Here is a 17,330-nt window from a genome sequence, read left to right as displayed (position 1 = left end):
CATCGGCCCACAGCCTGGAATGTATCCTGTGAACAAACCGCAGAGCTTCTTTCACCTTCACCTGATTTCCGACGCCACCGGCGAAACGCTGCTGGCCGCCGGCCGCGCGGCTTCCGCGCAATACAAGGACGCGCGCGCCATCGAACATATCTACCCGCTCATCCGCACCGAAAAGCAGGTGACGAAGGTGTTCGAGGATATCGAGGAGGAGCCGGGCATCATCCTCTATACGGTGGTCGACCAGAAGCTTGCCCGCGGCATCGACGAACGCTGCGCGGCCATGGGCCTGCCTTGCGTCTCGGTGCTGGAACCGGTGCTGACGGTGTTCCAGTCCTATCTCGGCACGCCGGCCGGCCGCCGCGTCGGTGCCCAGCATGTGCTGGACGCCGAATATTTCCGCCGCATCGACGCGCTCAACTTCACCATGGAGCATGACGATGGCCAGCTGCCGGCCAATATGGATGATGCCGACATCGTGCTCGTCGGCATCTCCCGCACCTCGAAGACGCCTACCAGCATCTATCTCGCCAATCGCGGCATCAAGACCGCCAACATCCCGATCGTGCTCGGCGTTCCGGTGCCCGAAAGCCTGGTCAATGCCACGAGGCCGCTGATCGTCGGCCTGGTCGCCACCGCCGAACGGATCTCGCAGGTCCGGCAGAACCGCATTCTCGGCACCAGCGCCTACGAACCGACCGACTATGTCGACCGCGCCGCGATCGCCGAAGAGCTCGCCTATGCCCGCCAGATATGCACGCGGCACGGCTGGCCGATGATCGACGTCAGCCGCCGTTCGATCGAGGAGACGGCGGCGGCCATCGTTGCCCTGCGCGGCAAGACGCGCTAGGGCGTGTGATATTCAGGTGATGCCGGCCTGCAAACGGCGGTTTCCTGCGCTTCCGGTGCTCACGTACGAAATGTACGCTCCGCTCCGGTTCTCGGAAGCCACCATTTTCGGCGCGGCCTGACCTGAATCTCGACGCACCCTAGTGACGCCAGCAAACGGGCGAAAAAAATGGCCGAAAAAATCATCCTTGCCTCGGGCAGCCCGTTCCGCAAAGCGCTGCTCGTCAATGCCGGCGTCACTGTCGAAGCGGTTCCGGCCTCTGTCGATGAGCGCGCGCTCGAGGCGCCGCTGCAGAATACTGGCGTGTCGCCGGAGGACGTCGCCCTGGTGCTCGCCGAAGCCAAGGCCACCGACGTCAGTGAGCGCAAGCCCGGCGCCCTGGTGCTCGGCTGCGACCAGACGCTGTCGCTCGGCGACGAGCTGTTCCACAAGCCGGCCGACATGGAAGGGGCGCGCCGTCATCTGCTGGCGCTGTCGGGCAAGACGCATCATCTCAACAGCGCCGTCGTGCTCGGCCGTGACGGCCAGGTTCTGTGGCGGCATGTCGGCATCGCCAGCCTGACCATGCGCAAGATCGATCCGGCCTTCATCGGCCGCCATCTGGCGCGCGTCGGCGCCAAAGCGTTGTCCAGCGTCGGCGCTTACCAGATCGAAGGCGAAGGCATCCAGCTGTTCGAAAAAATCGAAGGCGACTATTTTACTATTGTCGGCTTGCCACTTTTGCCGGTGCTGGCCAAGCTGCGTGAGTTCGGGGCGATCGATGGCTGAGGCCCCGAAAAAAGCCTTCGTCACCGGCCACCCGATCGCGCATTCCAGGTCTCCGAAGATCCACGGCCACTGGCTGGCGAAATACGGCATCGACGGCGTCTACGAGGCAATCGACGTTGCACCGGAGGCGTTTGCCGAATTCCTGCAGACGCTGCAGGCACAAGGCTATCGCGGCGGCAACGTCACCATCCCGCACAAGGAAGCCGCCTTCGCACTGGCGGCGCGCCGCGACGCCGACGCCGAACAGATAGGTGCGGTCAATACGCTGTGGTTCGAGAATGGCGAATTGTGCGGCGGCAACACCGATGCCCATGGCTTTGCCGCCAATCTGGACGAATATGCACCGGGCTGGGCGGCTAACGGCCCCGCCGTGGTGCTCGGTGCCGGCGGCGCCGCTCGCGCGGTCATCCATGCGCTGAAGCAGCGCGGCGTCAGCGACATCCGCATCGTCAACCGGACGCTTGCGAGGGCGCAGGAGCTGCGCGACGGCTTCGGTGCCGGCGTTTCCGCCCACAACCTCGCGGCGACCGGCGAATTGCTCGAAGATGCCGGCCTGCTGGTCAACACGACGGCGCTCGGCATGCATGGCAATGAAGGCCTGTCCGCGGATCCAGGCAGACTGCCGGACCGCGCCATCGTCACGGACATCGTCTACGTGCCGCTGGAGACGCCGCTGCTTGCTACCGCCAAAGCGCGCGGCCTGAGAACCGTCGATGGGCTCGGCATGCTGCTGCACCAGGCGGTGCCCGGCTTCGAGCGGTGGTTCGGCATCAGGCCAGAAGTCACCGCCGAACTGCGGCAAATAATTATTGCCGATATCGGCGCGATAAAATGATCGTGCTCGGCCTCACCGGATCGATCGGCATGGGCAAATCGACCGCGGCCAAGATGTTCGCCGAGGCCGGCGTGCCGGTCCATGATTCCGACGAGGCTGTGCATCGCCTTTATGCCGGCAAGGCCGCGCCCTTGGTCGAGGCGGCCTTTCCCGGCACCACCCGATCCGGTGCGGTCGACCGCGCGGCACTGGCGGAGCGGGTGCTCGGCGACGCCGCCGCGCTGAAACGGCTGGAAGCGATCATCCATCCGCTGGTCCGTGCCGACGCCGATGCCTTCCTGGCTGAACATCGTGCCGCCGGCGCGCCGCTTGCCGTGCTCGATATACCGCTGCTGTTCGAGACCGGCGGCCGCAACCGCGTCGACAAGGTCGTGGTCGTCACCGCGCCGCCCGAAGTCCAGCGCGCCCGCGTGCTGGCGCGGCCGGGCATGAACGAGGAGAAACTGGCGTCGATCCTGGCCAGGCAGGTTCCCGACACCGAAAAGCGCCGGCGCGCCGACTTTGTCATCGACACCGGTCAGGGCTTTGACGCCACTCGCGCGGCCGTCAAGGCCATCATCGCCGAACTAGTCGTGGATAAGGCAGCCAGGCCTGGTTAAGAGGCTTGCAGACCCACATTCCTTGTTGCCATTTTGTTCCTGGTGTGATTCGGCTAGAATGATGCCGGCACCAGTGGACTGATTCGATGCGTGAGATCATCTTCGATACGGAAACCACCGGCCTCGACACGCGCGAGGACCGCGTCATCGAGCTTGGCGGCGTCGAGCTGGTCAACCGCTTCCCGACCGGCCGAACCTTCCACAAATACATCAACCCGCAAGGCCGCCAGATCCATCACGAGGCGCAGGCCGTGCACGGCATCAGCGCCGCCGATCTTCAGGGCAAGCCGACTTTCATGGAGATCGCCGAGGAGTTTCTGGCCTTCATCGACGGCGCCAAACTGGTCGCGCACAATGCCGGCTTCGACATCGGCTTCCTCAATCTCGAATTCGGCCGGCTTGGCCATCCGGCCATCGATCCGGGACGGATCGTCGACACGCTGGCGCTGGCGCGCCGCAAGCATCCGATGGGCCCCAATTCGCTCGACGCGCTCTGCCGCCGCTATGGCATCGACAACGGCCGCCGCACCAAGCACGGCGCGCTGCTCGATTCGGAATTGCTGGCCGAGGTCTATATCGAGCTCATCGGCGGCAAGCAGGCAAGCCTTATCCTCGACAGCATCCTGACTCCGACGGGCGGCAGGCAGAATGTCGAAGACATCGATATTTCGATCGGCGTCAGGCCGATTGCCTTGCCGTCGCGCCTGACCGACGCCGAGCGCACCGCGCACGCGGGCATGGTTGGCACATTGGGCGAAAAGGCGCTCTGGCTGCGGGTCGCCCAGGAAGCGAGTTCCGCGGCGTAGTTGGGGCCGATCGGCAGCGAACGTCGATAGTTCTGTTCAGTGGCAAATCGCAAAGTTTCGAGATTAGCTGAAACACCCTCCTTCGTGATCCCAGGGCGGAGCAAGGAGCGCAGCGACGCGGCGCAGACCCTAGGATGACGAAGGCATAGTGGCTAAGGCCAATCGCAGATGTCGCAGATTGGCAGTTGTCTTCCAGACATAGCGGATTGTGGCTGATGGGAACCATCGACGCTTGCGTCCGATCGGCCTTCAGCCTGTCGGGCGGGACATCGTTATAAAAAACCCGGCGCAAGGCCGGGTTTGTCAAACACTGGCGAGGCAGCCGCGCTCAGCTCACCTTGACCTTGGCGGCAGCCTGGTCCTCTGCCAGCTTCTGCTGGAACATCTGCGCGAAATCGATCGGGTCCAGCATCAGCGGCGGGAAGCCGCCGTTGCGTGTTGCCTCGGCAATGATCTGCCGCGCGAACGGGAACAGCAGCCGCGGGCATTCGATGAACAGGATCGGCAGCATGTGCTCCTGCGGGAAGCCGCTGATGGCGAAGACGCCGCCATAGACCAGTTCGACATTGAACAGCACTTCCTGGTCGAACGACGCTTTGGCGTTCAGCGTCAAATTGACGTCGAACTGCTTGTCCGAAAGCGGATTGGCGTTGACGTTGACGTTGATGGCGATGCCAGGTGCCTTGTCGCGACCGCGCAACGAGTTCGGTGCACCGGGGCTTTCGAAGGACAGGTCCTTCACATATTGCGCAAGTACGTTGAGCGAAGGCTGCGCCGCATTTCCATTACCGTTAGCTGCGCCGGTCGGCGCGTCGTCGTTGCTGGCCATAAGCTGTGGTCCTTTTGCCTGGGCAGCGTTGCTGACCGGATTGAAATTCGGGCGTTCGCTATCATGGCCGGCCCGACAAGACAAGTTTGCAAAAGACGCTGGTTGCTTTGCGGCTACTCGTCCTTGAGGCGGCGCCAGGGAGAATCCGGTCCGCGCGTATGGTCGTCGGCACGCGAATAGTCGCCGTCGTCGAGATCGATGATCTTGCCGCGTTGCCTTGCCCGCAAACCACTGCTGAAATCGGTGGCCAGCACGATGCGGCCTTTCAGCATCCGCCAGGCAAGATCGCGCACTGGCGGCAGGAACAGCAGAATGCCGAAAATATCCGAGATGAAGCCGGGGATAATCAAAAGGATCGCGGCCAGCACGATCATGGCGCCATGCGCAAGCTGGCCGCTCGGATCACGCCCGGCGTCCATTTCGGCACGTACCCTGGCCATGACGCCAAAACCCTGGTGTCGAAGGAGCAAGGCGCCGGCGACGCTCGAGGCCAGCACCAGCCCGACCGTCGCCAGCGCGCCGATCTGGCGGCCGACAATGACGAAACCGGCTATCTCCAGCAGCGGAAGCGCGAGAATGAACAGGGGAAATAGCGAGATACGCAAATCTTGACCGATCGTTTCGATGTTTTGCCGGCCGGCGAGCAATCGCCGCTGGCACCAGAGCTGTTAGATAGGTATGGCTGCCTTTGATTTGAATGATTGCGCCATGCGTTCTATATGCTTTGGATACCGAACGCTATGTGATCGCGGCCCCTGCTTGGCCGCTGGTCCGGCCAAAGCAGGGATTGATTGGCGCAAGATATGGGCTTCTTCGACTTCGGCACGATTTTCTTTCTGATTGCGGCGGTGGTGATCTTCTTCCAACTGCGCAACGTGCTTGGCCGACGCACGGGCAACGAGCGCCCGCCCTTCGATCCATATACGGCAGCGCGCAAAAACGACAAGGATGCCGCCCAGAAACCCGAGAACGTGGTTTCGCTGCCGCGCAAGCGCCTGACAGGAGAGCCGGCGGCCGACACCTATGCGGCGATCGATGCCTTTGCCAAGCCCGACACCGATCTCAACCGGGGCCTGCGGGCGATCAAGGACAATGATCCGACGTTCGACCCGAAGACCTTCGTCGACGGCGCAAAGATGGCTTATGAGATGATCGTCATGGCCTACGCGGATGGCGACCGCAAAACCTTGAAGAACCTTTTGTCGCGCGAGGTCTATGACGGCTTCGTCGCGGCCATCGGCGACCGTGAGGCGAAAGCCGAAAAGATCCAGTCCTCCTTCGTCGGCATCGACAAGGCCGACATCGTTTCGGCCGAGATGAAGGGCAGCGAGGCGCACATCACGCTGCGCATTGTCAGCGAGCTGATTTCGGCGACCCGCGACAAGGCCGGCGCTGTCATCGACGGCGATCCCGAGACCGTCGCCGAGGTCAAGGATGTCTGGACCTTCGCCCGCGACACGCGCTCGCGCGATCCGAACTGGAAGCTCGTCGCCACCGAAGAAGAAGACTGAACTGGACGGCGGCGGAGGCTGTCGTGTCGCTTTCTCGAGCCTTCAGCGAAAAATCCTTTGGCCAATTGCCGGGCTGGGGCGAGGACGACCATCTCCCTGCCTTTGACGCCTTTCGCCGCTCGGCCTTTCATATCCTGACCAAACCCTACCGCTCCGGCGCGCTCGGCGTCGACTACAATGGCTTTGCCGATGCCTATGCCGAAGCGCGTACCGTTTCGTCGGCGAATCGGTTGCAGGCCCGAAGCTTTTTCGAGCGCCATTTCGTTCCGGCCCGTATCGATGCCGAAGATGGTGGTCCCGGCCTGGTAACCGGCTTTTATGAGCCGGAGGTCGAAGCCTCGCCGGTGCGCACGGAACGATTTTCGGTACCGTTGCTGGCGCGCCCTGCCGACCTGGTCGACATCGACGACGGCAATCGTCCTTCCGGCTTGGATCCTTATCTCGCCTTCGCTCGTGCGGCGCCGAACGGCCCGGTCGAATATTTCGACCGCGGCGAGATCGAACGCGGCGCGCTTGCCGGAAAAGGGCTGGAAATCGCCTGGCTCGCCGACAAGGTCGACGCCTTCTTCATTCACGTGCAGGGCGCGGCACGGCTCAACATGACCGATGGCAGGCTTCGCCGCATCACCTATGCCGCCAAATCCGGCCAGCGCTTTACCGGACCGGGCAAGATCCTGAGCGAGCAAGGCGAGATCCCGCTGGAGAAGGTGACGATGCAGTCGATCCGTGCCTGGTTCAAGGCGCATCCGGAGCGCGTCGACGAGACCCTGTGGCGCAACCGCTCCTATATCTTCTTCCGCGAGATGGGCGTCGACGACCGGGAGCTCGGCCCGATTGCTGCCGCCAAGGTGCCGCTGACACCCGGCCGCTCGATCGCCGTCGACCGGCTGCTGCACACGTTCGGCACGCCCTTCCATATCGACGCGCCGTCCCTGACCGCCTTCGACGGAAAACCGTTCCGGCGGTTGATGATCGCGCAGGACACCGGTTCGGCGATCACCGGCCCGGCCCGCGGTGATTTGTTTGCCGGGTCGGGCGAAGCGGCCGGCGAGATCGCCGGCGTTATCCGCAACGCCGCCGATTTTTATGCGCTGATCCCCCGGTCGCTGGTTTAGAGGAGCAGGCCGATGACCCGGCGCATCGACAGGCTGAGCGAGGACGACCGGGTGCTGTGGAACCTGGTGGCGCGCACGGCAAAACCGCTGAAGGGCAGAACCGCCGTCGAAATTCCACACGTTGGGCCGGAGATCGACGAGACCAGGCAGGCGCCGCCCCCGGAACAGGTCGCGGGCAATCCTGCCGCGGCCGCAAAGCCGAAGGCGCAGCATGTCTCCCATGCACTCGACGAACCGACGCTGGACAAGCTGTCGAACGGCCGGCTGCCGATCGAGGGCCGCGTCGACCTGCATGGCCTGACCCAGGACCAAGCCTATTCACTGCTGTTTTCCTTCCTGTGCCGGGCGCATGCCGGCGGCATCCGCTACGTCCTGGTGATCACCGGCAAGGGCTCTTCGTCGGGCGGTGATGGCGTCTTGCGGCGCGCCGTGCCGTCATGGCTGTCGACACCCGCCTTCCGGCCCCTCGTCTCCAGCCACGACCATGCCGCCCGCAAACATGGCGGCTCGGGTGCGCTCTATGTCCGCTTGCGGCGGGCACGCTCATGAGGGCATGCCGATGAGGGACGCACCTATGAGGATGCATCCATGAAGGTGCGCTTGTGACCCCGTTCGGCGAAAAGCTTCGCGTGCTGCGAAACGAGCGCGGCGTCAGCCAGAAGGACATGGCCAAGGCGATCGGCGTCAGCGCAGCCTATCTCTCGGCGCTGGAACACGGCCGCCGCGGTGCGCCGAGCTGGACGCTGATCCAGAAGATCATCGGCTATTTCAACATCATTTGGGACGACGCCGAGGAACTGGCGCGGCTGGCCGAAACCTCGCATCCGCGCGTCAAGCTCGACACGTCGGGCCTTAGCCCGGCGGCGACCGAACTTGCCAATCTCCTGGCCGACAATATTGAAAAGCTCGACGAAGCCGAGCTTCGCCGCATCACTGCGTCGATCCGCGCCGCGCTGGCACGGCCGAAATGAGTTGCCTTGTTACTGGACCGAGCCGACCAGAACCTGCTGGCCGCCGCGGATGGAGACCCACCGGCCGGTATTGTCGATCGCCTGCCGCTTGAGGAAACGATAGCCGGTCTGGTCCCAGGAACGGACCTGGTCGGTCAGATTGTCAAGGATGTAGTCGCCCTTGTCGGTGCGCACCGTCAGCACCGCGTGGCCTTCGCCATCCGGCTTGCGCACGACGGTCATCAGCAGATCGGCAAACGAGACGCCCAGCCGGTTCAGCTCACGGCGCTTTTCCAGGACATAGTCCTCGCAATCGCCAACGCCCTTGTCGGGATAGGCCCAGACCTCATCCTTGCCGTAGATGTCGAAGTCGCTCTCCGGCTTGACGGCGGCGTTGACCTTTGCCGTGACGCTGAGCAGCTTGCGCCACAGCGAGCCGGTCAGGCTGGCGGGCGACAGATCCTTCGGGCGGATCGAGCATTCGGAGGCGTAGCTCTTGCAGAAATCATAATGGCCGATCGGCTGTGAGGTCGGGCCACCTGTTATCATCGGGCCGGCCGCCGAGGCCGAACTGGCCCAACCTGCCGCCACAGTAAGTCCGGCCAGCGCGCACAGGCGCAGCGTTCTCGCCATTGGTGAGGAAATCATTGTCCCCGCTTGTCCCTTGTTATTAACGAAACGTTAAGGGGTATTTACAGTCCGTGTCAATTATGAGGATGGATTGATTTTGCGGCATGGTTACCCGCGTGGCGCCAACGCGACTATTGTGCAACAGGTCGACCCGCCGCACGGCCGCGCCAACCGATGATTTTGGCATAGACCGACCTGATGCGGATTGACGGGCATCATCACTGGTCGCCTATTTCTTGCCGGTCCTGACCAGCTTGGGCTTCACCGCAACACGGTTCTGACGGCCGTAGCTGGTGATGAAGTCGACGATGCGCGGCACGATTTCGGAACGGAAGCGCGAGCCGTTGAACACACCATAATGGCCGACCGCAGGCTGCATGTAATGGGCGTGCCTGTCGGCCGGGATGTTGATGCACAGGTCGTGCGCGGCCTTGGTCTGGCCGAGTCCGGAGATGTCGTCGTTCTCGCCCTCGACCGTGAACAGGGCGACATTGCGGATCGCCGAAGGGTCGACCGCGATACCGCGATGCGTCATTTTGCCCTTGGGCAGGGCCTGGCGGACAAACACGGTGTCGACGGTCTGCAGGTAGAATTCCGCCGTCAGATCCATCACCGCCAGATATTCGTCGTAGAACTCGCGGTGCTTCTCGGCATTGTCACCGTCATGCTTCACCAGATGCATGAAGAAGTCCTTGTGGGCGGTGATGTGGCGGTCGAGGTTCATGCTCATGAAACCCGAAAGCTGCAGGAAGCCGGGATAGACCTCGCGGCCGAAGCCCGGCACCGGCCAGGGCGCGCGCATAATGACGTTGTCGCGGAACCAGTCGATGCCCTTTTCCTGCGCCAGCAGATTGACCGCCGTCGGATTGCGGCGCGTGTCGATCGGCCCGCCCATCAGCGTCATCGTCGAGGGCACGAACGGATCACCCTTGGCTTCCATCAGTGCCGCCGCCGCCAGCACCGGCACCGAAGGCTGGCACACCGCCATCACATGGGTGTCGGGGCCCAGCGCATGCAGCATGTCGACGATGTAGTCGATATAGTCGTCAAGATCGAAGCTGCCGTCGGCCAGCGGCACCATGCGGGCATCGACCCAGTCGGTGATATGCACGTCGGCATAGGGCAGCATCGCCTCCACCGTGCCGCGCAGCAGCGTCGCATAGTGGCCCGACATCGGCGCCACGATCAACAGCTTCGGATCCGGCCGGCGCCCGGCAGGAACCGCCCGCTCGAAGCGGACCAGGTTGCAGAACGGCCGCGACCAGACGGTGTGTTCGCGGACTTCGACGTTTTTCCAGTCGACCACGGTCTTGGTCAGGCCGAATTGCGGCTTGCCGTAGCGGCGCGTCGTGCGCTCGAACAGTTCGGCCGTTGCCGCAACCGAGCGGCCCCAGGACGTGTGTGAGACCGGATTGAGCGGATTGGAGTAGAACAGGCGCACCGCATCGGCATAGAGGCGCGCCGGCTGCAAGGCGGCGTGGTTCAGTTCGTAGAGCTGGTAGAACATCGAGAACCCCGCTGCCGACTGCGATCGAAGGGCCGACGAGCAGCGCCGAGCCTTGAATGCTTTGCGGGGAAGTTAGCAACAATCTGCTGCGATGCAATACGTCAACCTGCGTGATTTATGCTCGTTCTTTCGTCCAAGGCATTGAGAATCCGCTTGGAAGGGCAACAGCCGGCTCAATGTGCACCTGCGAAGGCGAGGCAAGGAGCGCGGCTATTGGGACAATCGTTGGAGGCGGCGTCCGGCCGTGGCGGCCGGACCGTTAGACCCGTGCCATGCAGACAGCGGTATGGCCCGAGCTGATGAAGCCAAGCTGACTGGCTGCGCCCTTCGACAGATCGAGCATCCGACCCCTGATAAAGGGGCCGCGGTCGTTGATGCGCACGACGACGCTGCGGCCATTGTTGCGATTGGTCACCTTCAGCTTGGTGCCGAACGGCAGGCTGCGATGCGCGGCGGTCAGCGCCGACGGGTTCATGCGCTCGCCGGAAGCGGTTCTGGAATGCAGTGAGTACCAGGAGGCACGACCGCACTGAGCAGCGGCGTTGGTGGCGGATGCGCCAACCGTCAGGCCGGCCGCAATCGTGGCCGCGACGAGCGCGGCCTGATAGCTTTTCTTCATGCTTGGGGTTAGCTCCGTTGACAGACCCAAGCCGTTAGGTGCCGAACAAGGCAGCAAATGCGGCAATGATCTGTCGGTTCCATGGCAATGTTACACGTTTGGAGTCGGCGCGAAACAATTTGTCAGAGACTTTCTGCAGCGAGGCGCAGCTTCTTTGATGATGTCTGCGCCGATCTCCGGGCGTCTTGCACAAGATCAGAGATTAGCATCCAAGTAGAAGTTGGTGTAATCGAGCAGCGTCTTCTCGCTGTTTCATTCCGGCCGGAACGCGGTTTATGATCGACTTGGAACGGAGTTCTAGCGATGAGATTGATCAAAAATCTGCTGGCCTTGATTGTGCTCGCCATCGGCGTGCTGTGGACGTTGCAAGGCATCGGCGTTATCGGCGGCAGCTTCATGACCGGCCAGTCGCAATGGCTCTATGTCGGCATCGTCACCGCGCTGGTCGGCTTGGCCGGCCTGGCCTGGGCGAACCGTTCGCGCGTTTGAGCAGGCGTCGATCCTCAGGCTCCCGCCAGAGCGCCACAGCGTACCCGTGGCGGCCGGGTCACCGCGACCAGTATTGCCAGCCCCAGTAGAAACTTTCGTCGCGCGGCGGCAGGCGGTTGCGCTCCGCGTCCAGATGCACCGGCTTTTTGCGTTCGCCGTCAGGCGGCTGTTTGTCCCCGGCCTTGATCAGGCGGAGCCAATGGCCGAAATGCGCAAACAGTACAGCGATGGAATGGGGCATTGTCGGTCACTCCCGCCCTGCCCACGGGACGAGCACCAGCTCGATCCTGCGGATGATGAATTCGAGCACGAAGGCAATGGCCGCGATCACCAGTATGCCCATCACCACCACGTCGGTGACGAGGAACTGGGCAGCGGACTGGATCATGAAACCGAGCCCGCGCGTCGCGGCCACCAGCTCGGCGGCGACCAGCGTCGACCAACCGGCGCCAAGCGCGATGCGCAGACCGGTCAGGATCGAGGGCAGCGCGCTGGGCAGGGTGACGTGCCTGATCACTTGGCGCTGCGTGGCGCCAAGCGAGCGCGCTGCATTGATGCGTTCCTGCGAGACGCCGCGAACACCCGATGCCGTCGACAGCGCAACCGGCGCCAGCATGGCAATGGCAATCACCAGGATCTTGGACGGCTCGTCAATGCCGAACCAGATAATGATCAGCGGCAGATAGGCGAGCGGCGGGATCGGCCGCAGGAATTCGAGCAGCGGATCGAAGAGGCCACGCCCGATCGTGCTGACGCCGATAGCCAGCCCGATGGGAACGCCGACGACGATGGCGACGATCAGCGCTGCAAACACGCGCCACAGGCTGGCGGCGATATGCTGGAGCAGCGTCGCGTCGACAAAGCCGTCACGGGCGACGACGACAAATTTGTTCCAGACTGCCACAGGCGACGGCAGGAAAACCGGCGACACCAATTGCAGGCGGGCCGATACCGTCCACACTGCCAGCACCATCAGAATGGTGATCGCGCTAACCACGCGGGCCGAAACGCGGCTGCGTCTCGGCCGCGGCCGCGACCATGGCACCGACAGCGCGTCGGCTCCGTCGTCGACCTTGGAGCGCCGCGGCCGCTCGGTATAGGAGGTAACGGTCATGCTGCCTCCCCTTCGAAGATCGCGTCGGTCAGCTCGCCGCGCGCCGCGGCGAAGGCGGGATCGGCCTTGATGCTGCGAATGGCCTCGCCGGCTGCATAGCGCCGGCTGAAACCGGCCTCGAAACTCCGCACCACCCGGCCAGGGCCGGGAGCGAGCACAATGATGCGGGTGGCGAGCACCAGCGCTTCGTCGATGCCGTGCGTGACCATCAGCACGCCGACCTGGCTTGCCGTCCACAGATCGAGCAGCGTTGTCTGCATGCGTTCGCGTGTCAGCGCATCGAGCGCGCCCAGCGGCTCGTCGAGCAGCAGGATTTGCGGCTCGGCCGCCAGCGCCCGGGCCAGGCCGACCCGCTGGCGCATGCCGCCGGAAAGCTCCCAGATGCGCTTGTCGCCGGCGCCGTCGAGCTTCACCAGCGCCAGAAGGTCGTCGGCAGTCCGCCCCCGTTCGGCAGCCCCGACACCGCGCAGCCTGAGAGCAAAGGCGACATTTTCGCGCGCGGTCAGCCACGGAAACAGTGCGTCGTTCTGGAACACGACGGCGCGGTCCGAGCCTGGCGCCGTGATCGGCCTGCCGCCTATCGTGGCGCTGCCGCGCACAGGCTGGACCAGGCCCGCAGCGACGTTGAGCAGCGAGGTCTTGCCGCAGCCGGAGCGGCCGACCAGGACAACGAAGTCATCCTTGGCGATGTCAAGCGACACGCGTTCGACGGCCGGCGCCGGCTGGCCGTCATAATGAACCGAGACTTGGTCGAGCACGAGATGCGTCATGTGGGGTCGCCGATATTGTAAACCTGCCAGCCCCGAAGCCGTTCCTCGTCAGCGGCTCCGGGGCAGGCAACGCGCGTGTCAGGGAAGAGAGGACGCGCGTATTGAGCCGCCACTAATTCGAGGCCAGCGCCTCGCCGACATATTTCGACGACACGTATTTCGAATAATCCGGCAACACGGCGTCGATCTTGCCCTGCTCCTTGAGGAAGGCCGATGTCGCCTCGACCGCCTTGACAGTGCCGCCACCGAGGAACTTTTCCGAGGCTTGCTCCTCGAGCGTCGGGAAGACATAGCCCCTCAGCAGTTGCGGCACGTCTTCGAGCTTGGCCCCGGTGATCCTGGCGATCTTGGCCGCTTGCGGCGAGGACACCGACCATTGATCCGGCTTGGCCAGGAAGTCGGCATAGGCAGCGCCCGTTACTTTGACGAAGTCGCGCACCGCTTCCGGGTTCCTTTCGGCGAAGTCGGTGCGCACGATCCAGGCGTCGAAGGTTGGCGCGCCCCAGGCGGCGACCTGCGAGGAATCCAGCACGACCTTGCCCGTCGTCTTGATCTGGCCGAGTGCCGGATCCCAGACATAGGCGGCGTCGATGTCGCCGCGCGCCCATGCCGCCGCGATCTCCGGTGGCCGCAGGTTGAGAATATCGACCGACTTCGGGTCGACACCCTCATGCTTCAGCGCGGCAAGCAGGCTGTAATGCGTCGTCGAAACGAAGGGCACCGCCACCTTCTTGCCGGCAAGGTCGGCGGCCTTCTCGATGCCGGCGCCATTGCGGGCGACAAGGGCCTCGGATTCGCCGATCAGCCCGACAATGAAGATTGTCTGGATGGGAAGCTCGCGGCTCGCCGCCGCCGCCAGCGGGCTCGAGCCGACATAACCGATGTCGACCGAACCGGAAGCGATGGCGGCGATCACGTCGGCGCCGGAATCGAATTTCCGCCAGTCGATTGCCGCCTTGGTCGCGCTCTCATAGGCGCCGTCGGCCTGCGGCACCTTCGAGGGTTCGACGACTGTCTGGTAGCCGATAGTGATCTTGAGGTCCTGCGCATCGGCTGGGCCGAGAAAGACGGCACCTGCCAGAGCCGCCGAGGACAAGAGAACGATACGTCGCGAAATGGTGGACATGAAAGGCTCCTTGGAAACGAGAAAAACCCGGATTGCGTTTCATAATCACCTAAATCTATCGTTCTTGTAGAGTTAAATCCTTCCAATCGGCTCGGCCTTGTTAGAAAAAGTCGTCGGGCTAGGGCAGTTGCCCATTCGCACGCTTCTGGGTGATGGCCCGGGTGAGAACCGTCGTCCTTGCCCGGGAACCGCTTCCGCGCCGTCCATGCGCGCAGCAAGGATTTTCCCGCGTTCGCCCCTGGATCGGCAAATTCATGCTGTGAATAGCCAACAAATTGGAAACAAGTTCCCTGTGTTCGCGGTTAAGTCTAGTATCCTTATCGACATTGAAGGATTGGAGAGGACGATGAGCGACGCCACCCTCCTTGTTGCCGCGCGCGGCATGCTTTGGCCTTCAAATTCAGGGGCAGAAGCTGCCGTCGGTATTCTCGCCGATCGGGACATTCCTGCCGCCGGCCAGTTTGGCGGTGTGCCATTGGCGGCGGCTTCTGTGCTTCCAAGAGCACAAGCCCCTGCCAAAATGGCCATTGCGGCTTGAAAACGAAGCAAAATCAACGTTTCTCGGCTTGTATATCATGTCACTAGAATTTATCTGTAGTGACAGCTTGGACGCGGCGGGGAGGCACGCCAGGCGTTTCGCAACCGGTGGCCTTGCGCCATCGCATGACAGAGAAACGTTCGGGTTATGCTCACGAAAAAAGGTAAATACGGCCTCAAGGCGCTCGTCCATCTGGCGCGCCTGCCGGTTGGACAGCTCGCCTTCGTCAACGACATCGCCACAGGAAACAATATTCCGAAGAAGTTTCTCGATGCCATCCTTGGCGAATTGCGCAATGCCGGGTTCGTCCAGAGCCGCAAGGGCAAGGACGGCGGCTATCGCCTGGCGCGCCCGGCGGACGAGATCAAGGTCGGGCACGTCGTGCGCGTGCTCGACGGACCGCTTGCCCCCATTCCTTGCGCCAGCCGCACCCAGTATCAGCGCTGCGAAGACTGCAACGAGGCGACATGCCAAGTCCGACATCTGATGCTGGAGGTCCGGCAGGCCATCGCCGAGGTGCTGGACCAGCGCAGCCTCGCCGAGATGCGCGACATCGCCGGCGACGAGGAGCTTTCGGCGGCGTTGAAAGTGCAGGCCTGAACCACGCTCCCTTGAGCCGGCGACGATCGCCAGGACAGCTGGTGTGCGCATGACCGGGCGCGCTACGCCAAGTTCGATCATCATTGTCGGTGGCGGCGCCAGCGGCGTCGTGCTTGCGGCGCATCTGCTGAAGTCGCCCAATCCCGATCTCCGCGTCAGCCTGATCGAAAAACGCCCGCATTTTGGGCAAGGCATGGCCTATTCAACGCTGCTGTCGGCGCATGTGCTGAATGTCAGCGCGTCGGGCATGAGCGCCTATGCCGACGATCCCGGCAATTTCTCGCGCTGGCTGCTTGAACGCGGCATAGCGACGCCGGAACAGGCGCCAGTCTATGCGCCGCGCAGCGTCTACGCCCGCTATCTCAAGGAGCTGCTCGACGAGCTCGAGGCGCGTGAGCAGCAGACGGGCCGGCTGCGCCTGATCCGCGAGGAGAGCCTGTCGATCTCGCCGACCGCCTCCGGCGTTGAGGTGGCGCTGGCCAACGGCACCAGCGTGGTCGCGCATCTTGCCGTGCTCGCCACCGGGCATGACGAAGAGCCGGGGGCGGGGCAGGGGCATGCGATCAGGATGGGATCCGAGGCGGACACTGCGCTCGACCCCGAAGCCCAAATCCTGGTGCTGGGCACCGGCTTGAGCATGGTCGATGCCTTCCTGTCGCTCGAGCAGCGCGGCCACCGCGGCGCGATCGTAGCGGTGTCGCGGCGCGGCCTGCTGCCTTCGCCGCATCGCAAGGGCAATCCGATCAAGCTCGACGTCGCCGACATTCCGCTCGGCACCCAGCTTTCCTATTTCGTCGGCTGGTTCCGCGACCTGATCCGGGAAAACCAGAAGGCCGGTATCGACTGGCGCGACGTCGTCGACGGTCTGAGACCCTTCAACCAGAAGATCTGGCAGAACTGGCCGTCCTCGGCCAAGCGCCGCTTCGTCGAGCACACCAAGGCCTGGTGGGATATCCACCGCCATCGCATGGCGCCGGAAGTCTACACCCGCGTTGCCGAGGCGGTGCAAGCGGGCCGCATCCGCCTTGTCGCCGGGCGCGTCGTCGAGATCGCCGCCGGCGACGGCTTCAGCGTACAGGTCCAGTCGCGCCATACGCAGCAGCTCGAAAGGTTCGACGTCACCCGCATCTATGATTGCACCGGCATCGCCAGGGACATCTCGACCACCTCGAACAGCGTGGTGCGGTCACTGGTCGAGCGTGGACTGGCACGGCCGGATCCGCTGCGCCTCGGCCTCGACGTGACCGCGAACTGCGAGGTCATCGCCGGCGACGGCACGGTATCCGCCAAGATCCTCGCCGTCGGGCCACTGACGCGCGGCACCTTCTTCGAAATCGACGCCATTCCCGATATTCGTGTGCAGTGCGCGCGGCTGAGCAAGCGCTTACTCGGATGAGGCTCCCTTCGTCTTGACGCAATTTGGATGCAAGACCGCCGCCGTCGGGTGAAAAGACCTCGACGGCATAGCCGCGTTCGCTGAAGGCGAACCAGGGGTGCGGGAGCTCGCTCCACCAGAGCCGACCAGCCAGCCCGTCGTGGTCGATACAGCCAGGCGATGACGATCGCCACAGGTTTCGGCCGTCTCGCATTGACCGGATTGGTGTCGCGCAGGCTCGTCTTCGTTCTCCTCCATGGATTTGTAGTCGGCGAGGCCGTAAGCCCCGACCCTCGCCAGAT

22 protein-coding genes are annotated in these 17,330 nt (G+C 63.6%); 13 read left to right on the top strand and 9 right to left on the bottom strand.

Translation table 11 applies throughout. The features are described 5' to 3' along the window. The first annotated feature begins 28 nt into the window (after positions 1-28). From NKH42_RS10650 to dnaQ, 5 genes are all read left to right on the top strand, one after another. The gene (locus NKH42_RS10650) at positions 29-847 is read left to right on the top strand and encodes a pyruvate, water dikinase regulatory protein (protein WP_254817949.1); all 819 of its coding nucleotides are present in this window, start codon (positions 29-31) and stop codon (positions 845-847) included. A gap of 168 nt (positions 848-1,015) precedes the next feature. Next, the gene (locus tag NKH42_RS10645; protein WP_352974068.1) at positions 1,016-1,615 is read left to right on the top strand and encodes a Maf-like protein; all 600 of its coding nucleotides are present in this window, start codon (positions 1,016-1,018) and stop codon (positions 1,613-1,615) included. Beyond that, the gene (locus NKH42_RS10640) at positions 1,608-2,450 is read left to right on the top strand and encodes a shikimate dehydrogenase (protein ID WP_352491250.1); all 843 of its coding nucleotides are present in this window, start codon (positions 1,608-1,610) and stop codon (positions 2,448-2,450) included. The genes NKH42_RS10645 and NKH42_RS10640 overlap by 8 nt, the downstream gene beginning before the upstream one ends. Then, the gene (gene coaE, locus NKH42_RS10635) at positions 2,447-3,049 is read left to right on the top strand and encodes a dephospho-CoA kinase (RefSeq protein ID WP_352473995.1); all 603 of its coding nucleotides are present in this window, start codon (positions 2,447-2,449) and stop codon (positions 3,047-3,049) included. Before NKH42_RS10640 ends, coaE begins: the two co-directional genes overlap by 4 nt. 86 nt (positions 3,050-3,135) lie before the next feature. Continuing rightward, positions 3,136-3,855 carry a DNA polymerase III subunit epsilon gene (gene dnaQ / locus NKH42_RS10630; RefSeq protein WP_352751412.1) on the top strand — a complete coding sequence of 240 codons (720 nt, stop codon included), beginning with the start codon at positions 3,136-3,138 and terminating at the stop codon, positions 3,853-3,855. 328 nt (positions 3,856-4,183) lie between these two features. On the opposite strand, the gene secB is transcribed toward dnaQ, so the two are convergent. Beyond that, entirely contained in the window at positions 4,184-4,684 is a 501-nt protein-coding gene (secB, locus tag NKH42_RS10625; RefSeq protein WP_254817954.1) for a protein-export chaperone SecB, read from the bottom strand. Between the two features lie 113 nt (positions 4,685-4,797). Next, complete coding sequence (locus tag NKH42_RS10620; protein WP_254817955.1) at positions 4,798-5,289, bottom strand: FxsA family protein; 492 nt, start codon at positions 5,287-5,289, stop codon at positions 4,798-4,800. A gap of 198 nt (positions 5,290-5,487) precedes the next feature. On the opposite strand from NKH42_RS10620, the gene NKH42_RS10615 reads away from it, so the two are divergent. Genes NKH42_RS10615 through NKH42_RS10600 form a run of 4 tightly spaced genes read left to right on the top strand, consistent with a single transcriptional unit; the run spans position 5,488 to position 8,281 of the window. Continuing rightward, entirely contained in the window at positions 5,488-6,195 is a 708-nt protein-coding gene (locus tag NKH42_RS10615) for a Tim44/TimA family putative adaptor protein (RefSeq protein WP_254817956.1), read from the top strand. Between the two features lie 23 nt (positions 6,196-6,218). Beyond that, entirely contained in the window at positions 6,219-7,310 is a 1,092-nt protein-coding gene (gene mltA / locus NKH42_RS10610; RefSeq protein ID WP_352751410.1) for a murein transglycosylase A, read from the top strand. A gap of 12 nt (positions 7,311-7,322) precedes the next feature. Further along, a complete protein-coding gene (locus NKH42_RS10605) occupies positions 7,323-7,859 on the top strand; it encodes a Smr/MutS family protein (RefSeq protein ID WP_352508605.1) in 537 nt (178 codons plus the stop codon). Between the two features lie 53 nt (positions 7,860-7,912). Then, the gene (locus NKH42_RS10600) at positions 7,913-8,281 is read left to right on the top strand and encodes a helix-turn-helix domain-containing protein (protein ID WP_352508606.1); all 369 of its coding nucleotides are present in this window, start codon (positions 7,913-7,915) and stop codon (positions 8,279-8,281) included. Between the two features lie 9 nt (positions 8,282-8,290). Here NKH42_RS10600 and NKH42_RS10595 read toward each other — a convergent pair whose 3' ends face one another. The 3 genes from NKH42_RS10595 to NKH42_RS10585 all read right to left on the bottom strand — a co-directional run bounded on the left by NKH42_RS10595 (position 8,291) and on the right by NKH42_RS10585 (position 11,016). Further along, positions 8,291-8,908 (bottom strand): transglutaminase-like cysteine peptidase, encoded by a 618-nt coding sequence (locus NKH42_RS10595; RefSeq protein ID WP_254817960.1) that lies wholly within the window; start codon positions 8,906-8,908, stop codon positions 8,291-8,293. A gap of 211 nt (positions 8,909-9,119) precedes the next feature. Further along, positions 9,120-10,397 (bottom strand): polyhydroxyalkanoate depolymerase, encoded by a 1,278-nt coding sequence (locus NKH42_RS10590; RefSeq protein WP_352751409.1) that lies wholly within the window; start codon positions 10,395-10,397, stop codon positions 9,120-9,122. Positions 10,398-10,656: 259 nt separating this feature from the next. After that, complete coding sequence (locus NKH42_RS10585; RefSeq protein ID WP_254817962.1) at positions 10,657-11,016, bottom strand: septal ring lytic transglycosylase RlpA family protein; 360 nt, start codon at positions 11,014-11,016, stop codon at positions 10,657-10,659. Between the two features lie 303 nt (positions 11,017-11,319). On the opposite strand from NKH42_RS10585, the gene NKH42_RS10580 reads away from it, so the two are divergent. Further along, positions 11,320-11,505 (top strand): hypothetical protein, encoded by a 186-nt coding sequence (locus NKH42_RS10580; protein ID WP_352476807.1) that lies wholly within the window; start codon positions 11,320-11,322, stop codon positions 11,503-11,505. A gap of 58 nt (positions 11,506-11,563) precedes the next feature. On the opposite strand, the gene NKH42_RS10575 is transcribed toward NKH42_RS10580, so the two are convergent. From NKH42_RS10575 to tauA, 4 genes are all read right to left on the bottom strand, one after another. Further along, a complete protein-coding gene (locus NKH42_RS10575) occupies positions 11,564-11,746 on the bottom strand; it encodes a hypothetical protein (protein WP_352751407.1) in 183 nt (60 codons plus the stop codon). Between the two features lie 6 nt (positions 11,747-11,752). Beyond that, positions 11,753-12,619, bottom strand: coding sequence for an ABC transporter permease subunit (locus tag NKH42_RS10570; protein WP_352751406.1), 867 nt, complete (start codon positions 12,617-12,619; stop codon positions 11,753-11,755). Further along, a complete protein-coding gene (locus tag NKH42_RS10565) occupies positions 12,616-13,389 on the bottom strand; it encodes a taurine ABC transporter ATP-binding protein (RefSeq protein WP_352751404.1) in 774 nt (257 codons plus the stop codon). Before NKH42_RS10565 ends, NKH42_RS10570 begins: the two co-directional genes overlap by 4 nt. Positions 13,390-13,501: 112 nt before the next feature. Further along, positions 13,502-14,515: a taurine ABC transporter substrate-binding protein gene (gene tauA / locus NKH42_RS10560; RefSeq protein WP_352751403.1), complete on the bottom strand. Its 1,014-nt coding sequence runs from the start codon at positions 14,513-14,515 to the stop codon at positions 13,502-13,504. 346 nt (positions 14,516-14,861) lie between these two features. On the opposite strand from tauA, the gene NKH42_RS10555 reads away from it, so the two are divergent. The 3 genes from NKH42_RS10555 (at position 14,862) to NKH42_RS10545 (ending at position 17,049) form a co-directional block, all read left to right on the top strand. Next, positions 14,862-15,053 (top strand): hypothetical protein, encoded by a 192-nt coding sequence (locus tag NKH42_RS10555; RefSeq protein WP_352751401.1) that lies wholly within the window; start codon positions 14,862-14,864, stop codon positions 15,051-15,053. A 147-nt stretch (positions 15,054-15,200) separates the two neighbouring features. Beyond that, the gene (locus tag NKH42_RS10550; RefSeq protein WP_352751399.1) at positions 15,201-15,653 is read left to right on the top strand and encodes an RrF2 family transcriptional regulator; all 453 of its coding nucleotides are present in this window, start codon (positions 15,201-15,203) and stop codon (positions 15,651-15,653) included. Between the two features lie 49 nt (positions 15,654-15,702). Next, positions 15,703-17,049 carry an FAD/NAD(P)-binding protein gene (locus NKH42_RS10545; protein ID WP_352751397.1) on the top strand — a complete coding sequence of 449 codons (1,347 nt, stop codon included), beginning with the start codon at positions 15,703-15,705 and terminating at the stop codon, positions 17,047-17,049. The last annotated feature ends 281 nt before the right edge of the window (positions 17,050-17,330 follow it).

Source organism: Mesorhizobium sp. M1142 (assembly GCF_040318565.1).
Lineage (GTDB): Bacteria > Pseudomonadota > Alphaproteobacteria > Rhizobiales > Rhizobiaceae > Mesorhizobium.
This window is presented reverse-complemented; position numbering and strand designations above follow the sequence as displayed.